This is a genomic window from Leptolyngbya sp. Heron Island J (assembly GCF_000482245.1).
Taxonomy (GTDB): domain Bacteria; phylum Cyanobacteriota; class Cyanobacteriia; order Phormidesmidales; family Phormidesmidaceae; genus Leptothoe.
The window spans coordinates 21,700-40,173 of the sequence record NZ_AWNH01000098.1 but is presented as its reverse complement, the minus strand read 5'-3'; the positions used below and the strand labels follow the sequence as shown (position 1 = coordinate 40,173).

The 18,474-nt window shown below is 49.1% G+C and carries 21 protein-coding genes; 10 read left to right on the top strand and 11 right to left on the bottom strand.

Annotated features, from left to right (window positions below; translation table 11 throughout):
* Positions 1-35: 35 nt before the first annotated feature.
* The 3 genes from N836_RS65315 (at position 36) to N836_RS65305 (ending at position 3,204) form a co-directional block, all read left to right on the top strand.
* On the top strand, positions 36-1,211 hold the full coding sequence (locus tag N836_RS65315) for an ABC exporter membrane fusion protein (protein WP_031293924.1): 1,176 nt from the start codon (positions 36-38) through the stop codon (positions 1,209-1,211).
* A gap of 5 nt (positions 1,212-1,216) precedes the next feature.
* Positions 1,217-2,398 (top strand): ABC transporter permease DevC, encoded by a 1,182-nt coding sequence (devC, locus tag N836_RS65310; RefSeq protein ID WP_023075604.1) that lies wholly within the window; start codon positions 1,217-1,219, stop codon positions 2,396-2,398.
* Positions 2,399-2,511: 113 nt separating this feature from the next.
* On the top strand, positions 2,512-3,204 hold the full coding sequence (locus tag N836_RS65305; RefSeq protein WP_023075603.1) for a DevA family ABC transporter ATP-binding protein: 693 nt from the start codon (positions 2,512-2,514) through the stop codon (positions 3,202-3,204).
* A gap of 26 nt (positions 3,205-3,230) precedes the next feature.
* On the opposite strand, the gene N836_RS65300 is transcribed toward N836_RS65305, so the two are convergent.
* On the bottom strand, positions 3,231-3,446 hold the full coding sequence (locus N836_RS65300; protein ID WP_023075602.1) for a hypothetical protein: 216 nt from the start codon (positions 3,444-3,446) through the stop codon (positions 3,231-3,233).
* Positions 3,447-3,618: 172 nt separating this feature from the next.
* Here N836_RS65300 and N836_RS74245 point away from each other — a divergent pair, with 172 nt between their 5' ends.
* On the top strand, positions 3,619-4,995 hold the full coding sequence (locus N836_RS74245; protein ID WP_023075601.1) for an SUMF1/EgtB/PvdO family nonheme iron enzyme: 1,377 nt from the start codon (positions 3,619-3,621) through the stop codon (positions 4,993-4,995).
* A gap of 366 nt (positions 4,996-5,361) precedes the next feature.
* Here N836_RS74245 and N836_RS65295 read toward each other — a convergent pair whose 3' ends face one another.
* The 3 genes from N836_RS65295 to N836_RS65285 all read right to left on the bottom strand — a co-directional run bounded on the left by N836_RS65295 (position 5,362) and on the right by N836_RS65285 (position 8,827).
* Positions 5,362-5,835 (bottom strand): hypothetical protein, encoded by a 474-nt coding sequence (locus N836_RS65295; protein WP_031293922.1) that lies wholly within the window; start codon positions 5,833-5,835, stop codon positions 5,362-5,364.
* Positions 5,778-6,167 (bottom strand): nucleotidyltransferase family protein, encoded by a 390-nt coding sequence (locus N836_RS65290; protein WP_023075599.1) that lies wholly within the window; start codon positions 6,165-6,167, stop codon positions 5,778-5,780. Before N836_RS65290 ends, N836_RS65295 begins: the two co-directional genes overlap by 58 nt.
* 101 nt (positions 6,168-6,268) lie before the next feature.
* Positions 6,269-8,827 carry a cyclic nucleotide-binding domain-containing protein gene (locus tag N836_RS65285; RefSeq protein WP_023075597.1) on the bottom strand — a complete coding sequence of 853 codons (2,559 nt, stop codon included), beginning with the start codon at positions 8,825-8,827 and terminating at the stop codon, positions 6,269-6,271.
* A gap of 211 nt (positions 8,828-9,038) precedes the next feature.
* Between N836_RS65285 and N836_RS65280 the strand changes: the two genes are divergently transcribed.
* From N836_RS65280 to N836_RS65270, 3 genes are all read left to right on the top strand, one after another.
* Complete coding sequence (locus tag N836_RS65280) at positions 9,039-9,386, top strand: cupin domain-containing protein (protein ID WP_023075595.1); 348 nt, start codon at positions 9,039-9,041, stop codon at positions 9,384-9,386.
* Positions 9,387-9,576: 190 nt separating this feature from the next.
* Positions 9,577-9,771 (top strand): hypothetical protein, encoded by a 195-nt coding sequence (locus N836_RS65275; protein WP_023075594.1) that lies wholly within the window; start codon positions 9,577-9,579, stop codon positions 9,769-9,771.
* Positions 9,772-10,024: 253 nt separating this feature from the next.
* The gene (locus N836_RS65270) at positions 10,025-10,285 is read left to right on the top strand and encodes an RNA recognition motif domain-containing protein (RefSeq protein WP_006517380.1); all 261 of its coding nucleotides are present in this window, start codon (positions 10,025-10,027) and stop codon (positions 10,283-10,285) included.
* A 76-nt stretch (positions 10,286-10,361) separates the two neighbouring features.
* Here the strand turns inward: N836_RS65270 and N836_RS65265 are convergent, their stop codons facing one another.
* Complete coding sequence (locus tag N836_RS65265) at positions 10,362-10,544, bottom strand: hypothetical protein (RefSeq protein WP_023075593.1); 183 nt, start codon at positions 10,542-10,544, stop codon at positions 10,362-10,364.
* A gap of 4 nt (positions 10,545-10,548) precedes the next feature.
* Entirely contained in the window at positions 10,549-10,908 is a 360-nt protein-coding gene (locus N836_RS65260; RefSeq protein WP_023075592.1) for a Spx/MgsR family RNA polymerase-binding regulatory protein, read from the bottom strand.
* A gap of 63 nt (positions 10,909-10,971) precedes the next feature.
* On the opposite strand from N836_RS65260, the gene N836_RS65255 reads away from it, so the two are divergent.
* Together N836_RS65255 and infC are read left to right on the top strand one after the other, a co-directional pair.
* Positions 10,972-11,643 (top strand): glutathione S-transferase family protein, encoded by a 672-nt coding sequence (locus N836_RS65255; protein ID WP_023075591.1) that lies wholly within the window; start codon positions 10,972-10,974, stop codon positions 11,641-11,643.
* Positions 11,644-11,897: 254 nt separating this feature from the next.
* Positions 11,898-12,383, top strand: coding sequence for a translation initiation factor IF-3 (infC, locus tag N836_RS65250; RefSeq protein ID WP_081716976.1), 486 nt, complete (start codon positions 11,898-11,900; stop codon positions 12,381-12,383).
* Between the two features lie 58 nt (positions 12,384-12,441).
* On the opposite strand, the gene N836_RS0139240 is transcribed toward infC, so the two are convergent.
* Both N836_RS0139240 and N836_RS65245 read right to left on the bottom strand, forming a co-directional pair.
* On the bottom strand, positions 12,442-12,891 hold the full coding sequence (locus N836_RS0139240; protein WP_031293918.1) for a hypothetical protein: 450 nt from the start codon (positions 12,889-12,891) through the stop codon (positions 12,442-12,444).
* Between the two features lie 258 nt (positions 12,892-13,149).
* A complete protein-coding gene (locus tag N836_RS65245) occupies positions 13,150-14,013 on the bottom strand; it encodes a M48 family metalloprotease (protein WP_023075588.1) in 864 nt (287 codons plus the stop codon).
* A 166-nt stretch (positions 14,014-14,179) separates the two neighbouring features.
* Here N836_RS65245 and N836_RS65240 point away from each other — a divergent pair, with 166 nt between their 5' ends.
* Entirely contained in the window at positions 14,180-16,300 is a 2,121-nt protein-coding gene (locus N836_RS65240; protein WP_023075587.1) for a DUF3352 domain-containing protein, read from the top strand.
* Positions 16,301-16,393: 93 nt separating this feature from the next.
* Here N836_RS65240 and N836_RS65235 read toward each other — a convergent pair whose 3' ends face one another.
* From N836_RS65235 to N836_RS65230, 3 genes are all read right to left on the bottom strand, one after another.
* Entirely contained in the window at positions 16,394-17,395 is a 1,002-nt protein-coding gene (locus N836_RS65235; RefSeq protein WP_023075586.1) for a WD40 repeat domain-containing protein, read from the bottom strand.
* Positions 17,383-17,655: a hypothetical protein gene (locus tag N836_RS0139235; protein ID WP_023075585.1), complete on the bottom strand. Its 273-nt coding sequence runs from the start codon at positions 17,653-17,655 to the stop codon at positions 17,383-17,385. Before N836_RS0139235 ends, N836_RS65235 begins: the two co-directional genes overlap by 13 nt.
* A gap of 480 nt (positions 17,656-18,135) precedes the next feature.
* The gene (locus N836_RS65230; RefSeq protein WP_023075584.1) at positions 18,136-18,348 is read right to left on the bottom strand and encodes a hypothetical protein; all 213 of its coding nucleotides are present in this window, start codon (positions 18,346-18,348) and stop codon (positions 18,136-18,138) included.
* Positions 18,349-18,474: the final 126 nt, after the last annotated feature.

Below are 18,474 nucleotides of genomic sequence, written 5' to 3'. Positions count from 1 at the left end.
AGTAAAATAAAGCCATGCTGAGTGACAAAAACTCTATGAATCTAACTGTGTTACGTCATCAATCCGTTGCTATAAACCGCCGTTGGTTAGTTGTTCTAGGGACTGTGATTTTGGGTGTCATGGGTGTGATGGCATGGCGCGGCATCCAGGCTCCAGAAGAAGAGCCGGTAGCTGTCCTGCCGGAAATTACTACTGTAACGGCCTTGGGGCGCTTAGAGCCGGAGGGAGAAATCATTCAGCTGACGGCTCCCACCTCTGCTCAAGAAAGTCGAATTCAAGCGCTTTTAGTGGCAGAGGGGGATGTGGTGGAGCAGGGACAGGTCATTGCGATTTTGGATAATCACGATCGCATGGAAGCTGCTTTCCAAAAAGCCGAACAGCAGGTGCAAATCGCCCGCGCTCAACTAGCCCAGGTAAAAGCCGGTGCCCAGACCGGGGAAATTCAGGCCCAGGAGGCAGAAATTGCCCGACTGGAGGCAAATCAGGCGGGTAATGTCAGTGCTCAACGGGCAACGGTTGCCCGTCTAGATGCTGAGGTGCAAAATGCCCAGCTGGAGGCCCAACGCTATGAGACGCTTTATCAGCAAGGGGCGGTGTCTGCCTCCCAGCGAGATAGTAAGCAGCTGACCTATACGACGGCTCAGCGTCAGCTCCAGGAGGCCCAAGCGGCCCTCAGTCGGATTGAGTCAACGGGGCAAGAGCAGATTACCCAAGCCAGGGCTACCCTCGACCGGATTGCGGAAGTGCGTCCGGTGGACGTGGATGCAGCAGAGGCAGAGGTGCAGTCTGCGATCGCAAGTGTTGCCGAAGCCCAGGCCAATCTCGACCAATCCTATGTACGTTCTCCTGCCAATGGCCAGGTCCTGGAGATTCACACCCTGGCAGGAGAGACCATTGGTAATGACGGTATTGCTACCCTGGGTCAAACTCAGCAAATGTTAGTGGTGGCCGATGTCTATCAAGACGATATTACCAAGGTGAAAATCGGTCAGCCGGTGGCGATAATAACCCCCGTCATGGACGAAGTTTTGCAGGGAACAGTTCAGCGTATTGGTCTGCAGGTGAAAGCTCAGGATGTGATTAACGAAGACCCGGCAGCAAACATCGATGCCAAAGTGGTCGAGGTGCATATTCAGATGGATGAGGATGATAGTGAGACGGTGGCGGCGCTGACCAATTTACAGGTAACGACGACTATTCAGATGGAGTAGAGAATATGCATCCTCTCAAGATTGTCAAAGCGCTGCAAGAACGAACGGCCCTGGGATTGTTGCAGTTGAAACACGATCCGGTACGGTTGTTGACTGCGATCGCAGGTATCACCTTTGCTGACGTGCTGATCTTTATGCAGTTGGGTTTCTCAGACGCGCTCTATAAAACCAACACCCAGTATCCTCGCACGCTACAGGCAGATATTGTTCTGATTAACACCCAGGCCAAGAACTTTGGTCAACTGCGCACCTTTCCTAGACGACGGTTATACCAGGCCCAAGATGTGCCAGGGGTGAGTGCCGCTGATGCGCTCTATATCGGCTCTGTGCAATGGCGAAATCCCCAGACTCGCAAAAAGACATCAATGATGATTGTGGGGCAGAATCCCAATCGTCCCGCTTTTGATTTACCGGAAGTCAATGCCAAGATTGCCGCCACTCGGATGCCTTACCATGTGTTGTTTGACCAGGCCTCACGGGGGGATTATCAAGAGATGATTGCCCAGGTAGCAGCGGGGCAGCCTGCGAGTACGGAGATTGGGGTCAATACGGCGCATATCTCCGGGCTATTTACGGTCGGGGCATCGTTTTCCGATGATGGAGCCTTAATCACCAGCGATCAAAACTTTTTGCGCTTTTTTCCAAAACGTCAGCCGGGAGCGGTCAGTCTAGGATTAGTGAATGTCGAGTCTGGGTATGACATTGAGCAGGTCAGACAACAATTAATGTCTCGGTTATCTGACGATGTACTAGTGCTCACCCATGAGGGCTATATTGAGTTTGAGTTAGCTGAGATTCAAGCAAACTCTCCCATTGGCTTTGTGTTTGGCTTGGGAACGGCCATGGGTTTTATTGTTGGTGTGGTGATTGTCTATCAGGTATTGTCCACGGATGTGAATAGTCACCTGGCAGAGTATGCCACATTTAAGGCGATGGGATATCGCAACAGTTATCTCCTCGGCGTGGTGTTTGAAGAAGCCTTGATTCTCTCGTTTTTAGGGTTTTGGCCAAGTTTGGCAATTGCCCTGGGAGCCTATCAGCTGACAGCAGCGGCCACAGCCTTACCGATTGCGATGCCTGTGAGCCGGACATTTGTGGTGTTTTTGCTGACGTTGGTGATGTGTAATGTGTCGGGGGCCATTGCCACTCGTCGTCTGCATGCGGCTGATCCGGCTGATATTTTCTGATGTGAACTACGAGAATCAACGGCCCCTGTTACCCCATCACTCATCTACCCATCTACAGCCTCAACCTGGAACTTTATTTTTGTGCAATCCTCTTACCTATGTGATTGTTTATTATGACTATTACATCTGCTATTTCTGTTCACAAACTAGATCATTATTTTGGGTCTGGGCAGCTGCGCAAGCAGGCTCTGTTTGATATCAATTTAGAAATTGCAGCGGGTGAAATTGTGATTATGACTGGTCCCTCTGGGTCTGGTAAAACTACGCTGTTAACTCTCATTGGCGGTCTGCGCTCAGCCCAGACTGGTAGTTTAAATGTGGTAGGCCATGAGCTATGTCAGGCTAGTGAAGCTGCTCTGGTCAAAGCGCGACGCAATAATGGGTATATCTTTCAGGCTCACAATCTGCATGGGAGTCTCACGGCTTTGGAGAATGTGCAAATGGGCTTAGAAGTGCAGGGGACATTTACTAAAGAAGATCGTCATCGTCGCGCTGCAGACATGCTAAAACAGGTCGGTCTGGAAGAGAGAGTGGATTATTATCCGGCAGATCTCTCTGGTGGACAAAAGCAAAGGGTTGCGATCGCACGTGCCCTAGTCAGTCATCCTAAAATTGTGCTGGCGGATGAACCCACAGCGGCCCTCGATAAAAAATCAGGCCGTGACGTGGTGGACATCATGTATCGGCTGGCCAAGGAACAAGGCTGTACAATTCTACTCGTCACCCACGACAACCGCATTTTAGACATTGCTGATCGCATTATCTATATGGAAGACGGGCGCTTATCCAAGCAGCCAGAAAATTAGATTGCATGGAGTCGTGATCTCCATGTTTATGGTTCATCTTCTCTACGAAGCATGTCAGCGTAATCATTTATTCCTGCTTCAGCCAATTCTGTCGCTAATGGAGCTAATTGCTCAGGATTCAGTAAAAGGCGACGACGTTTTGACTGAAACTTTAAGAATGCAATGAAATCTATGCCTTGTTGCAGCTGATCGGTCGTGAGTTCGTCAAGATCTTGCTTAATTGTTCCAGTGCTGATCGACATAACATTTTATCTATCGGTGCTATAAACAAACTCATGCAGGTCTTTGACTGTCTATGGTAGCTCAGGTAGCGATTAAGGCTTGTACTGCATATGGTTCTGTAAGGATGGCAGGACATGCTCAAGACGCCTCTATAATTGAGCTATTAAAGCCATATTTATAGCAGTTTCCAGCATGGGTAAACCCGTTGATGTTTTCATTTCTTACTCCCATAAGGATGAGGATTTGAAAGATGAGCTGTACGTGCATTTAGCTCCTTTGATTCGTCAGGGGCAGATCAAACCTTGGCAAGATCGGGCGATTGAAGCTGGGGCGGAGTGGGAACAGGAAATTAAGACACGATTAGAATCGGCGGAAATAATTCTGCTACTGATTACACCCAGGTTTATTGCATCTGACTATTGCTTTGATAAGGAAATGCAGCGGGCCATGGCTCGTCATAATGCTGGTACTGCTAGGGTGATTCCTGTGATTATGAAGCCCTGTTACTGGCAAGGGTCTGCCTTTAGTAAGCTGCAGGCATTGCCCAAGGATGCCAAACCCGTCACGAGATGGGATGACTGGGATGAGGCATTGCTCGATGTGGTTCAAGGAATGCTTAGGGTGATTGCAGGTCGTCAGCAACAGGGTGATTTGGAACAAAAGCCTGCTCCCGCAAAACAAGATGCTGTTCAAAAACCTGTGCCTATTGATGTACCTACGGTACTTGATCCACCAGTGGTAAAGGAGCAGGCATCTACAGATGATTTTACAGAGCGTCTGAGCAATGGTGTTGAGTTAGAAATGGTCAAAATCCAGGCAGGGCAGTTTTGGATGGGATCTCCTGACAGTGACTCACAAGGTGATAGCAGTGAACGCCCTCAACATTTGGTGGCAGTGTCTGAATTTTGGTTAGGTAAGTATCCAGTTACCCAGGCTCAATGGACTGAGGTAGCAGCTTTACCAAAAGTAGAATGCGAATTAGAGCCGTTCCCATCGCACTTTAAAGGGGCTACTTTGCCAGTGGAGCAAGTCAGCTGGTATGAAGCGGTAGAGTTTTGTCAGCGGTTGTCCCAGGCAACAGGACGTGCCTATCGTTTGCCCAGTGAGGCAGAGTGGGAATATGCCTGTCGGGCTGGGACGGATACTCCCTATTCCTTTGGAGATACGATCACGGGGGAACAAGTAAATTGTGATTTTCGAAAAACTGTTGTTGTTAGTGAAGGTTTAATGGGGTTGGGGCGTAAGGAAGAGAAGCGAGGCACTTACAGGGAAAAGACAACGGCGGTGGGTAGTTTCTCGTCTAATGCCTGGGACCTATACGACATGCACGGAAATGTTTGGGAATGGTGTGCTGATCATGGGCATAGCAATTATTATGATTATCCTTCTGATGGTTCTCCATGGTTGTCTGATGATGAGTCATCTTCTCGTGTAATACGCGGCGGCTCCTGGCTCATCGATCCAGAGTCTTGTCGCTCTGCCCGTCGCTACATCTTCTTTCTGCCCGACTACCACTACGACGAGGTCGCTTTTCGAGTTGTGAGTGCTCCCCCCAGGATTCTTCAATAGCCCTTTTCTCTCTTACCCTTTTACGCTTTTTGCCAAATTCTTTTCTCTCGTCTTTGGCGCGAAGCGCCTCGATTTTTTTACGATTTTTGGGGTGACTTAATCTTGCAAGAGATGGTTAAATCCGAATTCCTTAACCTTGATTAACCATGGCCATCTCCATAGGGGCACACCCTTGTGATTGCCCTTCGATATCCACCGCAGATAACCGAGATTTCGGATGATTCCCAAGATAAACAACAAGCTTCATAAACAGACATTGACCAGTACGAGATCCTGATCCATAGCAATCGTTATCCCAGTGCAGGCACAAGACCTGCCCCTACAGAATAGTCCCTTTTGAACTAGGTGAGCGAATTTAGATTTATGCTACTCTGCCAGTTTTGTCAGCTTCTCTAGAAACTGACCGATATCTTGTTTTACAGAACGACTGGCCTGTAATGCTGTATCAATATTCGGCTGCAGCTGACTCAGCTCGATTTCAGTGCCATAGGCATGGCGAAACATATGGCGAAAGCTTCTCAGCTTATTCAGCGCGTCAAACGCTTCCTCAGATAAAAAAGCTGGCCTGATGCCCTCTACAGGTTGGCTTAGCCGTAATAGCAGAACCCGATGCCATTCACTACTGGTGCCGATCCGATTCTCAAAGGCATTCGCGATGAGCTTTAGTAAATCTTCGATAGAGCAGTACAAGTTGTGAATCTGATAAGCTATGCTATCCAGCTGTCCTGGCGTATCAAGCCCTTCATCAACACGTGCCTGCAACCGATTGCTGACTCTCTCGATCAGTCGCCACTGTCCGTTAATTTCTGCGGTGAGTCCAGCGAGTCGTTCACGCTCCATGGCATTCCGATGCGGCGAATCTTATCAGCAAAATGACACTGGTCTAAGGGTACTACATCTACATCACGGTTTAGATGTAACGATAGATAGCCCATCAAGCCACAAATATCACCCGTCTTCCAGGTATCCACCGCTATGTCAATATCCGACGTCTGAGTAAAGCGTCCTGGTTCAACCACAGATCCAAAAATATACCCGTGGGTAATACCGTAGGTAGCTCCATGGGTTTGCAGCCATTCTAACGCTGACGACAATAATCTCTGCCGATCTGCTTCATTCTTTTCTTTTTCCCTTGCTAGCCTTGTGTCTAGTAATGGTGTTGGAAATGTCATGAACGACTTGCTAACTACTGCTGGTCAAATGTCAGATGCTCTCTTCTATCCTAGTAGCTTAGTCATGATGATTACCAGATTTGGCTGTGGGTTGAAGCGCTTTAAACGATGATTCTGTATAAAATAGCTGTCATACCCAGAGTGAGAAGATGTAGGGGCGCTAGCTTCAGCCACGGCTGTTGAGCAATACGCTGGGTTAGCAACACACTGAAGCAGGCCCCTAAGATTAGGCTAACGCCTTGCAGAAATGCAATCACTGCCGGGTGCGCAACGACTATAGGCCCTGTAGTGGCAACGCCAAAACTGGCAAACGTTATAGGGATAATGCGACCTGCTTCGGTAAGACCGAGGCGTAAGTAATGGGCCAGACTACTAAAGAGGACGATGGGTAGCCAGCCATAGGCGACTTGGATAAATGGACGGGCTGCAAGCCGAGGTCGAATTAGCTGGGTGAGTTTGTGGGTTGCCCAGGCTAGAGGCCATGGCGCAAACAGTAACAAAATGGTTGCGATCGCATGTCCTCCAAACCCCTCAACCATGGCTGAAATTCCCAGCTGTGCTGTTACCTCTGGCAGCCGATGCACAAACACCGCGCCCCATAACAATAGCAACAGCGCCACTTCATGATGCGTTGGTGTATGGGTGGTCCATAGCTCAATGCCGGGCGGTCGTAAATTAAACTCCACCGACCGATGGGGACACGCCTTTAAACACGTCATGCACAACACACAGTTGCGATTATCCACCAGCTGTGCCGGGTGGGAATATACCGGACAGCCGCCAGTCTCCTGTCCTTCCCCTTTCGCCGGTCCACCTTTATAACACTGATAGGTACTACAGGTAGCTGAACAAATCCCTGTTTGTCCCCGTAATTCTGTCATGGAGAGTTTGGCAAATAGTCCATTCATGCCACCAATGGGGCACAGGTAGCGACACCAAAACCGCCGCTCAAATAGGGCGGAGCAGACCATTGCCCCAGCTGTAATAATTAATAGTAACCAGGCTGAGAGATAAGCTGTATTTTCCAAGTTCCACAGCTCTTCCCAAATTAAAATAGCGGCAAACCCGGCATATAAAATCCAGCCGCCCCAGCGTTCAGCCCACTGCCTGGGCCATTCTCCTAGCCGTCGAGGCCAAATCCAGAGAGATAGCTTTTGAGTGATCTCTCCATAAATCATAAAGGGGCAAACGGCGCACCATAGCCGACCTACAAATGGAAACAATACCAAAATTAACGGCCACCACCAGGCCCAAAAGAAATTAAGGGCGATATTGGTATCACGGGTTTGAGGACCTAGAAATAATAAAGCGACAACTAGCGCATAGAACCAGCTGGTAAAGCCAAAGTTGATCCGATCGGGCCACCAGGGGCTGCGCAAAAATTGTCGTAGCTGTGGATAGGCATTGAGTAGATTGATGCGAAATCGACTTTGTTGTTCACTGGCTGACCAAAAGATTTCCTCATTCAGGCGAGGGTTGCCATCTGACTGCTCAATTGCCCGCTGTACCAGGCTGTCTAGTTCCCGCAGGTTGCCTGGAAAATCATAGCTTTGTAAGCGGCGCAGGGCCTCAGGGGTTAAAGTGGGCTTCTTGATCCCACCTTTGCGACAGTACAGCTGAATGTAATAGTTGACCTGGGCTGCGATGTCGGCTTTGCGGACACGTAGGGGGGGAGTTTTGATGGTTTGTTTGGCCAGATTGGCAAAGGGCGTCAGGCTTTTTTCTGAGATCATCATGATCCAGGCCGTACTGTCCTTGACGGTTGGTGGTGCACTGCCAGCCTGGCTCGTGGGTTGATACTGTCCTGTTTTGATTAGTCGCAAAATTGCGGGGCGCAGCTCGGGGTCCAGGTCTTGAATGTTGTTGAGCAGCAGGGTGCCCTGGTCAAGCCAATCAAGCAGTCCTGGTCGACTCTCGCCGCGTCCAAACAAGTCAACCGCCCGCAAGGTTTTGCAATTCACCTTGATCATGGGCTCTTGTTTATAGTCAGAGCCAAAATGAATGAGGGCGGCAAGGTTGTCTTTTTCTAACCCCGGTTCACCAAAGATCAGCACTGGATCACGCTGTCCGTGTTCATCGGGCATGACACTGGCGGCTGTCCGTACGGCCTGGCGCAGACGTTGGGCATAGCGGCTGGCACCGACTACACCCCGACTGACCCTGGGGACCAGGTAAGGACGTAGTTCTTGCTGGCGTTCTTGTTCATATAGCAGTTGGGCAGACAGCTGCTCGACTTCTTCGGCGAGTAGTTCGGAGAGTTGCTGGTTGAGGCTGGGGTGTTCGTCGGCAATCTGTTTAAGCCGCTCGGCAGATAGCTGCCATAGTTCGCAATCGTTGAGGGTAATAATGGTGTAATCAGTCGGCTGGTCTAGCAGAATTTCCTGCAGGTGTAGGATCACCCCCGGCAACAGTTCTACGGTCTGGGCCATGGAGGTGCGCTGGGTGCGGTAGCGCTCTAGCTGGCCTGTTTTGAGGATGTATAGTGCTTGCGGATGGGTGTCTTCTAAGATCAAGCGGCGATTGGCCTGGAATGAGACTGGGGTGAGGTGGGTTGCGATCGCAACCAGCACTTCCTCCGGCAACACCCTGAGACAGGTAGCCTCTTGCAGCCAAGCAACCCGTGCTGGCACCTTGGCCATCTCAGTCGAATACTCCACCATAGCTGATGCATCCTGACTATTTTGATGGTTTGGATGATGACACAATCACTCGCCACACTACAAATAGCAAAAAACTGAGATAAGTAATGGTAAACAGCCAGTTCTGCCAGCTGTCACCCGCTTGAATAAAGTCTATGTCCATCATATTTATTTACTTATCAGCCGATAGTAGAGGTGAAAATGATCATATGACCTTTAGGTATCTATAGAGATGCAGCAGAGCATAGACATACGGCTAACAGTTGCCCATGCAAAAGAGTCTTGGGCACAGCAGGAATCTCCATTTATTGAGTTACTACGCCACGGTTCTCTTACGGTTGAGTTCTATCAGCCCCGGCTGGTAGACAAACAGCAACCCCACAGCCGCGATGAGATCTATGTTGTAGTCTCAGGTACAGGTGAATTTATCAATGGCACCTGCAGACAGCGATTTGAGCCAGGAGAGGTTTTATTTGTGCCAGCAGGTGTAGAATACCGCTTTGAGAACTTTTCAGAAGATTTTGCTACCTGGGTCTTTTTCTATGGCCCCAAGGGAGGTGAAGCTCCCTCGGGGCCATAGGGCTTTGTGAATCCCACGTCATCGGCAGGAGATGATTCAAAGCCAGGGGCATCGATATGTTGAGCGCATAATATAGCTTCTAACCTGGGATACCCTCAAAAAGTTTCGGTAAACCGTACGGTAACTAACCAAAGTTGCTTGAAGTAATCGCTAGGATAAAATTAACCCAACCCCCTGTGATAGGTGGTTTATGATGCTCAATAAAACCCTGAAAACTACAAATACTCAAGACGTATGGCTACAGAAGCCACTGAAAAAGCTCAGCCGTCGCACCTTACAAACTTCGCACCCCCACTGGAGTGAAAGCGAGCTAAATCAGGCAATTTTAATGCTTGACCTAAAACAGGACGATCCCTGTGGAGATTTGGGCGTTATTCTCACGTAGATTGCCTGGGACACATCCAAGATAGACCTCGTAATTGTTCCTATAGAAACCTGAGGGCTGGAATACGAAAGTATTTATATCAAGCCTTCCTCACAAGTCGTCTAGACAACGATTCTGGCCCGAATTTCTGTGTTAAGGTGGCCCTGGATGAGCAGTCAATTGCTGCTAGTCAGTTTGTCTAGACCTATCTGGGTGCCAGCTGTCTAAGTGTTACTCTCGTCAATTTTTCGTCTTAATTGTTTGGAGAAGGTCCATGTCCATTTATGTAGGGAATATCGCCTACACGGTTTCGCAGGAAGATATTCAGGAAGTATTCGCTGATTACGGTACCGTTAAGCGAGTAACTGTTCCTATGGATCGCGAAACCGGTCGTCCTCGCGGGTTTGCATTTGTAGAGATGTCTGCAGATGCTGAAGAAGATGCTGCTATTGAAGCCCTGGATGGGGCTGAGTGGCTCGGTCGTGAGATTCGGGTCAATAAAGCACGTCCTCGGGAGGAACGACCAAAGCGCTAGAACCTGCCTCATCCTGTCTAATTAAAGATTGATAGCAAGTGCCACATTCATCATAGAGATGTGGCACTTCTTGGTATTACTGCCAAAAGTACGTTCCCAAGAACACTGCAGCTGTCCCGCCAAAAAGTAAGGCCCAAATGATCATTTCTGTTGGAGTAATGCGTTTGGGATCAAACTTAAAGCGCTTGGCCTTAGGTCGCTTTTGAGCGACTTTCCCATAGTTGGGATCTTGTTCTTTTCTGCGTTTAGCTTCGCCCATGGGGTTACTCCATCACCAGCTTTGCTTGTAACTCAGCTTCTTTTGCTCGAAAGCCTACCAATACAGCCTGATCGTTTTTGACAAATAGAGGCCGTTTTAGCAGCATGGCGTCTTCTGCAAAAGCATCTATCCATTGTTCATCGCTCCAGGTTTTCTTTTCTTCTCCTAAGGCTCGATACGACATGCCAGATGTATTACGCATCGGTCGAGCTGTTAATGTGTTGACCCAGTCGGTAATTTGCTCACGATTGGGGGGCTGCTCCTTAGTGTTGATAAATTCATAATCAATACCGCTATCGTCTAGCCATTTCAGAGCTTTTTTGCAGGTGCCGCAGTTGGGAATGCCGTAAACCTGGAGCGCCATAGTTAAGGGTAAGTTGGTAATTTGCTTACGGATGGTAGCATCTTTGCACTTTGGGGATTAGCTATGGGGTTTCGGTTAATTATTGGTAACAAGAACTACTCTTCATGGTCTTTGCGGGCGTGGCTGTTTTTGACTGCAAGCGATCTGCCGTTTGAGGAAATTCGGTTGCCGTTGTTTACGGATGCTTGGCAGCAGATTAGTCAATATAGTCCGGCTAAGCGGGTGCCGGTGCTGATGGATGGGGATATTGCGGTTTGGGATACGAGTGCTATCTATGGCTATGTGCGATCGCAACACCCCAGTGCCATTGGCTGGCCTGCCGACCTCAAGGCTCAGGCAACAGCTCGTTCAATTGCAGCTGAGATGCATAGTGGTTTTTTGGGCATTCGTGAGCAGCTACCTCAGAATATTCGGGCTCGTATTCCCGTAGAGCGCACCACCTTAGAACCCGCAACGCAGCAGGAAATTAACCGAGTTGAGCAAATGTGGACCCAAGCCTATGAAACCTATGGTGGTCCCTGGCTATTTGGCGATTTCTCCCTTGCTGATGTTGCCTATGCGCCCGTTGCTCTCAGGTTCGTTACCTATCAAATTCATCTGCTACCTGCAGCTCAAACATTTGTAAACGCAGTTCAAGCGTTGCCATCTATCCAAGCTTGGGCGCAGGCGGCCGCCACTGAACCTGAAGTGATAAGCTTTATTGATCAACTACACACTGCTGAAACTGATGCGTAGACTGGAAGCATACCAGTGTGTCTGTCGAACAGCCATATAAGGTAGATTGATTATTCTTTACAGAATCACAATCATTACTGTAGATCCGTTGCATTATTGAAACGGTAAGCTACGATTAGGAAATTCGTTAAGTTGTTCAAGCGCAGATAGCCTATGGCTGCTCGTATCGAGTCTAGCTTAATTACTATCTAATGCATTGACAACGACCTTGTCCATTTAGTCCTGTCGAGTTCTAAGTAAAGAGGGAAAGACCTATCGTACAGAAACATCGGATAAACCGTCAGATTAAAGCTCCACAAGTATTACTGATTGATCACGAAAATAATAATCGTGGTCTGACTGACACTAGGGATGCGCTCAAGTTGGCTGAAGAGGTAGAGCTAGATTTGGTTCTAGTCTCTGAAAGTAAGCAGGCCCCCGTGGCCAAGATATTGGACTATGGTAAGTTCCAGTATCAGCAAAAGAAACGCCAGAAACAGAGCGCACGCACCACAGTTAAGGAGGTGAAGTTTCGCCCCAATGTTGGTGAGTCTGATTATCAACTGCGTATTAACCAGGCGATTCAGTGGTTGGGCAAGGGAGATTCTGTTAAGTTTCGAGTGCGCTTGCGAGGACGAGAACACCAGCATCGCGACCGAGCCCTGGAGTTGCTAGAACGGATTGTTAAGGATCTTAAAGAAGCTGGTAAAATCCAGTCTTTTGATCGTCGTGCGCTTGTTTTGCAGCTAATGCCAGCGTAGCGGTCTATTAAACTTTTATACGACTTTGACCCCTAGGTTGTTGCTTGTGAGTAGTAACCTAGGGGTTTTCGTGCTGGCAGACCATGGTCTCAATGTCTTGAGCTGCTCTGGTCAGACCATTGAGGCTGAGACTGGTGGTGGTGGGGTAGTGGCGTTCGCCCAGCTGGGTATAGATTGTCATGGTGACTTGCTCGGCAGTTTGATCCTTTGGGACTAAATGTGGGGTTAAGTGTGAGGCAACCTGGGTTAAGACATCGAGCAGGCTGGAACGATAAACCTGTAATGTGAAGATGCCGGGTTCCCATTGGGCGATGTCATCTGGGCCAAGTTGCTCTGCTTGGGTGGTAAATCGTTTGATTTGGTTAATGGCTGGATGAGCCATCAGGGTCAGAAAAAGCTGTGGCGTGATGTTGTCTGTTGGTGTGGGTAAGCAACTGGCAAAGTCAAATGTTAACCACAGGAAACGTAAAGGCTGTGGCGACGTGTTGCGAGGTTGTTGTGGTATCACAGGCAAGTCCTTCTGCGTAGGTGCTTTATGATATCAGGGTTGTGGGCTTAGGACAGAAGTAGCACTGCAGCTATAACAGTTGTTTAACTCATGGTCTTGCCTGTCTCAAAGCAGACCTGCTCGCCCCTTGAAGATACTGTTCTCTTGTCAGCCTGGCCGTAAAAGCCTTCAGACCACTCCTGTTAGCAACAGAAGTGGTCTGACAAGATTATTTGGTTGTCTCTCATTCATCCTCTGAAGAGGAGAGCATGGATGGCGTTAAGCCCCTACTGGTTCTTTTTCGAGTTCCAGCAGTCGCTCTACCCGTTGGTCTGTTGATGGATGTGTGGAAAATAAGCCGCTAAACATTTGCTTGGGTACAGCGTGCATGATCATTAAAGGCTCATAGGCGGGATTGCCGGTCATGGGCATTTGTCTAGCACTGGCTTCAAGACGCTTGAGGGCGCTGGCGAGGGCACGCGGGTTGCCAGTGAGTTGAGCGGCTCCCGCATCGGCAGCAAACTCGCGGGTACGGCTGATCCCTAACTGGATCACGGTGGCTGCCATCGGTGCTAAGAACAATGTGGCTATTAGGGCAATGGGATTTGGACCGTTGTCATCGCGGGAGCCACCCATGCCGCCAAACCACATGGAGTATTGCAGGATCTGGGCTAGAAATGCGATCGCACCGGCAATGGTTGCTGCAACCGCCTGGGTCAGGGTATCGCGGTTCATGATATGGCTAAGTTCGTGGGCAATCACCCCTTCTAGCTCATCGGCGGGCAGCATTTGCATAATGCCCTGGGTAACGGCTACAGCGGCATGCTCAGGATCGCGACCAGTGGCAAAAGCATTGGCGGACTGGGTAGGTAACAGATAGACTCCAGGGACAGGGATGTCAGCCTTTTCTGCTAGCTTTTCCACCATGGCATGTAGCTCAGGGGCTGCTTCTCGGCTGACGGGCTGGGCTCCGTGGGCAGCCAGGGCAATCTTATCGGAATAAAACCAGGACCCTAGATTGGTCATGGCCGCAATTAGGATGCCAAAGAAAACCCCACCAGTACCACCAATCGTGTAGTAACTGATGCTGATCAGCAGAGCACTGAGAACGCTTAGCAACGCAAGAGTTTTAAACTGATTCATACTATCTCAACCCTTTGATTTCGCCATTATGCTTATAGTACTGAGAAAAGCAAAAACGGGACAGGGATGGCAATCCGAACCTGTGACCGAACCGTGCTCGCTTAGACAAGGTTCAAGGTTAAGTTGAGTCACCTATTTTAGTTGTTAATTAGTCAGGAGTTTTTTTGTGATTAATCGATGGGGAACGGCAGCGCTTGCATTCGCTTTTTTGGCCACACCTCTGGCTGCCCAAGAGCCATCGTTAGCAAATTCAGAGCCGGTTGAGGAGTCTGCGCCATCGTCAGAGCCACTGGAATCAGAGGAGGAGTTGCCTGAGAGCCCTGAGGCTGAGCAGCCAGTGGACGAATTCTCCGAACCTACGGTTGATGTGACAGAATTAGAGGCCACTCTAGAAGAATTGCTGCCTGAGTCGGCTCCACCGCCACCGATTATTTCTAATATTTTGCCGATAGATACCCCGGCGGCAATAATTATCAATACCCGTGAGGATGCCTGGTCTGCGCTCAAACAATATGCTTTGTTTAGTCAGCTGAGTGAGTCCTTTGGTGTTGATCCTAGTCCCCAGGCATTACCGCTGCTGCCATTAGGGATGAACTATGGCGAGGATGTGCAGCCATGGGTCGGGGATGGAGTTGCGATCGCGCTCCTCCCCATCCCCAGTATTCGCACCATCAATCCTGTTGAGCGGCTCGTCACCGTTTTGCCCATCAAGGATGCCGCCGCCTTTTTTGACTTTATCCCTACCCTGGCAGAAGTGAGAGGTGCCTTACCCGAACAGCACTCCTACAGAACATTCCCCATCTGGCTTTGGCCCTCTGAGTTTGTTCCCTATGAAGACTATTCGTGGGAAGAGTTTCCTGAAGATTCTGAACTAAAAGAATTTCCTGAGCCAGAACCTGTCGAACTCTCCCCTGTTTCTCCTAGCCCCAGCGCTTACCACCAATTCGAACCTCCCTACATCTATTTCCCCGACCCGGACTACTCTGCAGATGGCTATACCATCCCCGGTTATGCCATTGCCCATCTAGGGAATTACATTGTGGCTGCAGATGATATAGACAGTCTTCGACAGTGGATTGAGTACCAGACCCAAGGAGGGCCAACGCTGACGAATAACCCTAGTTTTGAGAAAACTCAAAACCATCCCCAGGCCCAAAATAGTCTGGCTACCGTATATGGCAATCTGGGTCAGCTGCTCAGCTTCGAATTTAGCAATCCATTTCAGGGGTTTGGACTACCGCCGATTCCGCGGCCCAGTCTGAGCGAACGGGCTGCTGTGGCTAACTTATTTAGTAATGTCACCTTTGATGCACTAATTTACCCCGAAGCCCAGGGCATGCAATTCGAAGCGCATCTTTACACTGAGGGCGCACTGCCGGATCTACCGCCGTCACCGAATGCCGATCACTCGATTCTGGGGCTAATACCGGCAGCGACTTATTTTATGGGGAGTGGCTATGATATCAGCGGTTTCTGGGACGATGTGTCGTCAGCATTTTCCATCAATGAGGTGACTGGCGGGTTGATTGAAACGGCTCGGTCTATTGTCGCCCTGGCAACTGGCTTAGATCTGGATGCCGAGATTTTGGGCTGGATGGATGGGGAGTACAGTCTATTTTTGTTTCCTAGTCGTTCTGGATTATTAAATTCGTTTTTTCCTGGTGTGGGCTTAGAAGCTGGCGTATTACTGGAAACCAGCAACCGTGCGGCGGCTGAAACTGCGCTGACTGCGTTAGATAATGTTGTTGGTGAAGAGGTAGCCTTGCCAGCTGCGATCGCAGATCATGCGGTGGTCAACTGGCAGTACGACGTGAATGGCGACGGGCTGATGGATAGCGTACTGGCGCACACCTGGCTCACGGACGATACGCTGGCATTCACCAGCGGTAGTGGGGCGATGGAGCGTTTGGTCGTGCCTGCAGGATTCAATTCCCTCAGTAGTCATAGCACCTTTCGTAATGCAACGGATAGCTTCCCCACACCTAACAACGGCTACGTATATGTCAATGCCAGTTCCACCCTGTCATTTTTCTACAATCTCTTTGGCTTTAATCAAACGACCGACCCCTGGGCTGTTAGTCTGCGTAGCTATTTTGGCACAGTTCGCAGCTTAAGCTTAAGCACATCTAGCAGTGCGCAACAGTTTCAGATCAATGCTCTCTTAGGCCTGGCAGCCAGTGAAGAAACGGCCACTGAAGAAATGATCGAGGAAATCGCAGCAGAGAATTCCGAAGAGAAAGAGTCTGCAGAAGAGATGGAAGCGGTTGAACCCATGGGAACAGAATAGAGAGAACTCACCATATTAGATACGTTTGACATACCCTCCGCAGTATTCTCTCTCTAAGGAGTTGTTGCTCTATCAGAATATAAGCTTGATCCATCAGAGGTAATTCAAGGGCCATAGATGCACCACACCATCTTGATCAATGGTGAGCAAATGCTTGCCATCAGGGGTAAACCCAAGTACCTCATCTATTTGCGCATCCAGCTCATGACCAAACTGTTCTTGTGTATCAAAAACAGAGCCAGGAAATTCCGCCAAAAAATTACCTAATTGGTCATAAACCCGGCTTATATCTTGGTCCATCAGGGTTGTCACCAACAGATCATCTTGAGGATGAAACTCACTAAATCGTCCTTTAAGACGTATATCCTGCAGGTTCCCGTTCAAATCATAAAACAGTGTCGACCGTTCTTGAGGTGAATAGATGAGGAGCTGCTGACCATCATCCGTAAAGCCTCTAAATTCACCATCAAGGTTAGCTAGTTTTTTGCCAGTGGAGTCATAGAGTTGGTTGGTAGCCTCATCGTAGGCATAACTCACCAGTCGCTGACCATCATGACTGAGTCCCTTAAAGGCACCCTGTATGCTGGCGAGTTGTGAGCCAGTACTGTCATAAACCCGGTAGGCTAAATCGTCGTAGGAATAGATCACCAGCCGTGTACCCGTCTCACTCAAGTGTGTGAACTCGCCTGGAAAGCTCACGAGTGGGTTGCCATTGGTGTCATAAAGCCGAGTGTTCAGCCTGCTATAGGTTATCAGCCGTTGTTGGTGCTCACTAAAGTATCTAAACCCACCTTCAAAGGTTGCGATTTCCTGACCAGATTGATCATAAAATTGAGTGCTGGAGTCATCTCCCGTATCAACTATCAGCCACTGGCCATCGTGACTAAAGCCTCGGAATCTACCTGGTAAACTGGCGAGTCTGTTGCCATTGGTGTCATAAAGCCGTGTAGTCGCATCGTCATAAGAGAAGGTGACCAGCTGTTGACCATCGGGACTAAAGCCTTGAAAGTCGCCCCGAAACGTGCTTAATTCGTGGCCAGTGGAGTCATAGAGTCGAGTACTAGCATCGCTGTCGGCATAAACTATATAATCCACCGTCCATCCTGACTCAGCTTTCTAAAGCCGCCGTTCAGACTGGCCAGCTTGTTCCCAGCCAGGTCATACAGTTGAGTTATGGAATAATCGCCATCGGCATAGGCTAAAAGGGATTGCCCATCCTGACTAAAGCTGATAAATTCTCCTTCAAAATGGGCCAGTTCCCTGCCACTGGCATCGTAAAGTCGAGTGATAGCTGTCCTTTGGGCGGCGGCTCGATAGCGAGTCGTATCATCAGGAGACCGCTGCTCTGTTGCCATTTCCTGCTCTATTGCTTGGAGTGGAACCTCCGCTATCCTTGTGCCTGTAGGTTGATGGGTGCAGCTACTCGTCAATCCTGTGATGAGGATGGTTCCAATGAAAACTATTGAATTCCATATAATCTGCTGACTACGATGTGCCATGGAATGATGCCCCTGCCAGGCTGACTACTGTTAACTCAGTAGTCCAGCACTACAGAATCAATGCCATCGATTCCCAACGCATCCAATGACGGCTCATCTGTCTAGCCAAAAATTGACCGACTGTTTCCCAGGGCCGTTTGACTTGATCAACGATAGATGACGTTCTGGTGGTGGCAGGACCTCACTTAGGCCACAAGAAGATTGCTGTCATTGACCTACCACCCTGACACCGAGCAGGGTGGTAGGTCAATGACAGTCTGTATTTTGGGCAAAACTAACTGCCGCTGACCTACTTACAGGATTGCCAGCACTGAACTCAAACCTTAAGCCTTTTATTTAGTAACTCTCATCACCATCAACATCTTTTAGGGCTAATAAGTGATTAGCCTGTTGTAAGCGTTCTGCAATATTCTGTCGCAGGGTTTCACTAACGGAGAGATCAGCTAATACAGCCTGGGCTAACTGCCGATAGCGAGCGCTGGTCACTGTATCAACCTTTTCTAGATCATTTAAGTTCTCATAGATGATTGTGGGAGAAAGCTTTTCCATGAGACTCCTTGAGTTAACTATTGCTGGCCTTGTAACTAAGGATACTATTGTGCGGCAAAGATCTCAGAACAACAGGAGAACGTCGCTAGAACCCAAAAAACAACATGAATCAGATCATTTTGTATC

Bases quoted from the DNA above. Each gene is read 5' to 3' on its own strand.
- N836_RS65245 (WP_023075588.1), bottom strand. From the start codon at position 14,013: ATGAATCAGTTTAAAACTCTTGCGTTGCTAAGCGTTCTCAGTGCTCTG.
- N836_RS65295 (WP_031293922.1), bottom strand. From the start codon at position 5,835: ATGGAGCGTGAACGACTCGCTGGACTCACCGCAGAAATTAACGGACAG.
- N836_RS65315 (WP_031293924.1), top strand. From the start codon at position 36: ATGAATCTAACTGTGTTACGTCATCAATCCGTTGCTATAAACCGCCGT.
- N836_RS65275 (WP_023075594.1), top strand. From the start codon at position 9,577: ATGATGCTCAATAAAACCCTGAAAACTACAAATACTCAAGACGTATGG.
- N836_RS0139235 (WP_023075585.1), bottom strand. From the start codon at position 17,655: ATGGCAACAGAGCAGCGGTCTCCTGATGATACGACTCGCTATCGAGCC.
- N836_RS65260 (WP_023075592.1), bottom strand. From the start codon at position 10,908: ATGGCGCTCCAGGTTTACGGCATTCCCAACTGCGGCACCTGCAAAAAA.
- N836_RS65300 (WP_023075602.1), bottom strand. From the start codon at position 3,446: ATGTCGATCAGCACTGGAACAATTAAGCAAGATCTTGACGAACTCACG.
- N836_RS65280 (WP_023075595.1), top strand. From the start codon at position 9,039: ATGCAGCAGAGCATAGACATACGGCTAACAGTTGCCCATGCAAAAGAG.
- N836_RS65305 (WP_023075603.1), top strand. From the start codon at position 2,512: ATGACTATTACATCTGCTATTTCTGTTCACAAACTAGATCATTATTTT.
- devC (WP_023075604.1), top strand. From the start codon at position 1,217: ATGCATCCTCTCAAGATTGTCAAAGCGCTGCAAGAACGAACGGCCCTG.
- N836_RS65270 (WP_006517380.1), top strand. From the start codon at position 10,025: ATGTCCATTTATGTAGGGAATATCGCCTACACGGTTTCGCAGGAAGAT.
- N836_RS65230 (WP_023075584.1), bottom strand. From the start codon at position 18,348: ATGGAAAAGCTTTCTCCCACAATCATCTATGAGAACTTAAATGATCTA.
- N836_RS65285 (WP_023075597.1), bottom strand. From the start codon at position 8,827: ATGGTGGAGTATTCGACTGAGATGGCCAAGGTGCCAGCACGGGTTGCT.
- N836_RS65255 (WP_023075591.1), top strand. From the start codon at position 10,972: ATGGGGTTTCGGTTAATTATTGGTAACAAGAACTACTCTTCATGGTCT.
- N836_RS74245 (WP_023075601.1), top strand. From the start codon at position 3,619: ATGGGTAAACCCGTTGATGTTTTCATTTCTTACTCCCATAAGGATGAG.
- N836_RS65290 (WP_023075599.1), bottom strand. From the start codon at position 6,167: ATGACATTTCCAACACCATTACTAGACACAAGGCTAGCAAGGGAAAAA.
- N836_RS65265 (WP_023075593.1), bottom strand. From the start codon at position 10,544: ATGGGCGAAGCTAAACGCAGAAAAGAACAAGATCCCAACTATGGGAAA.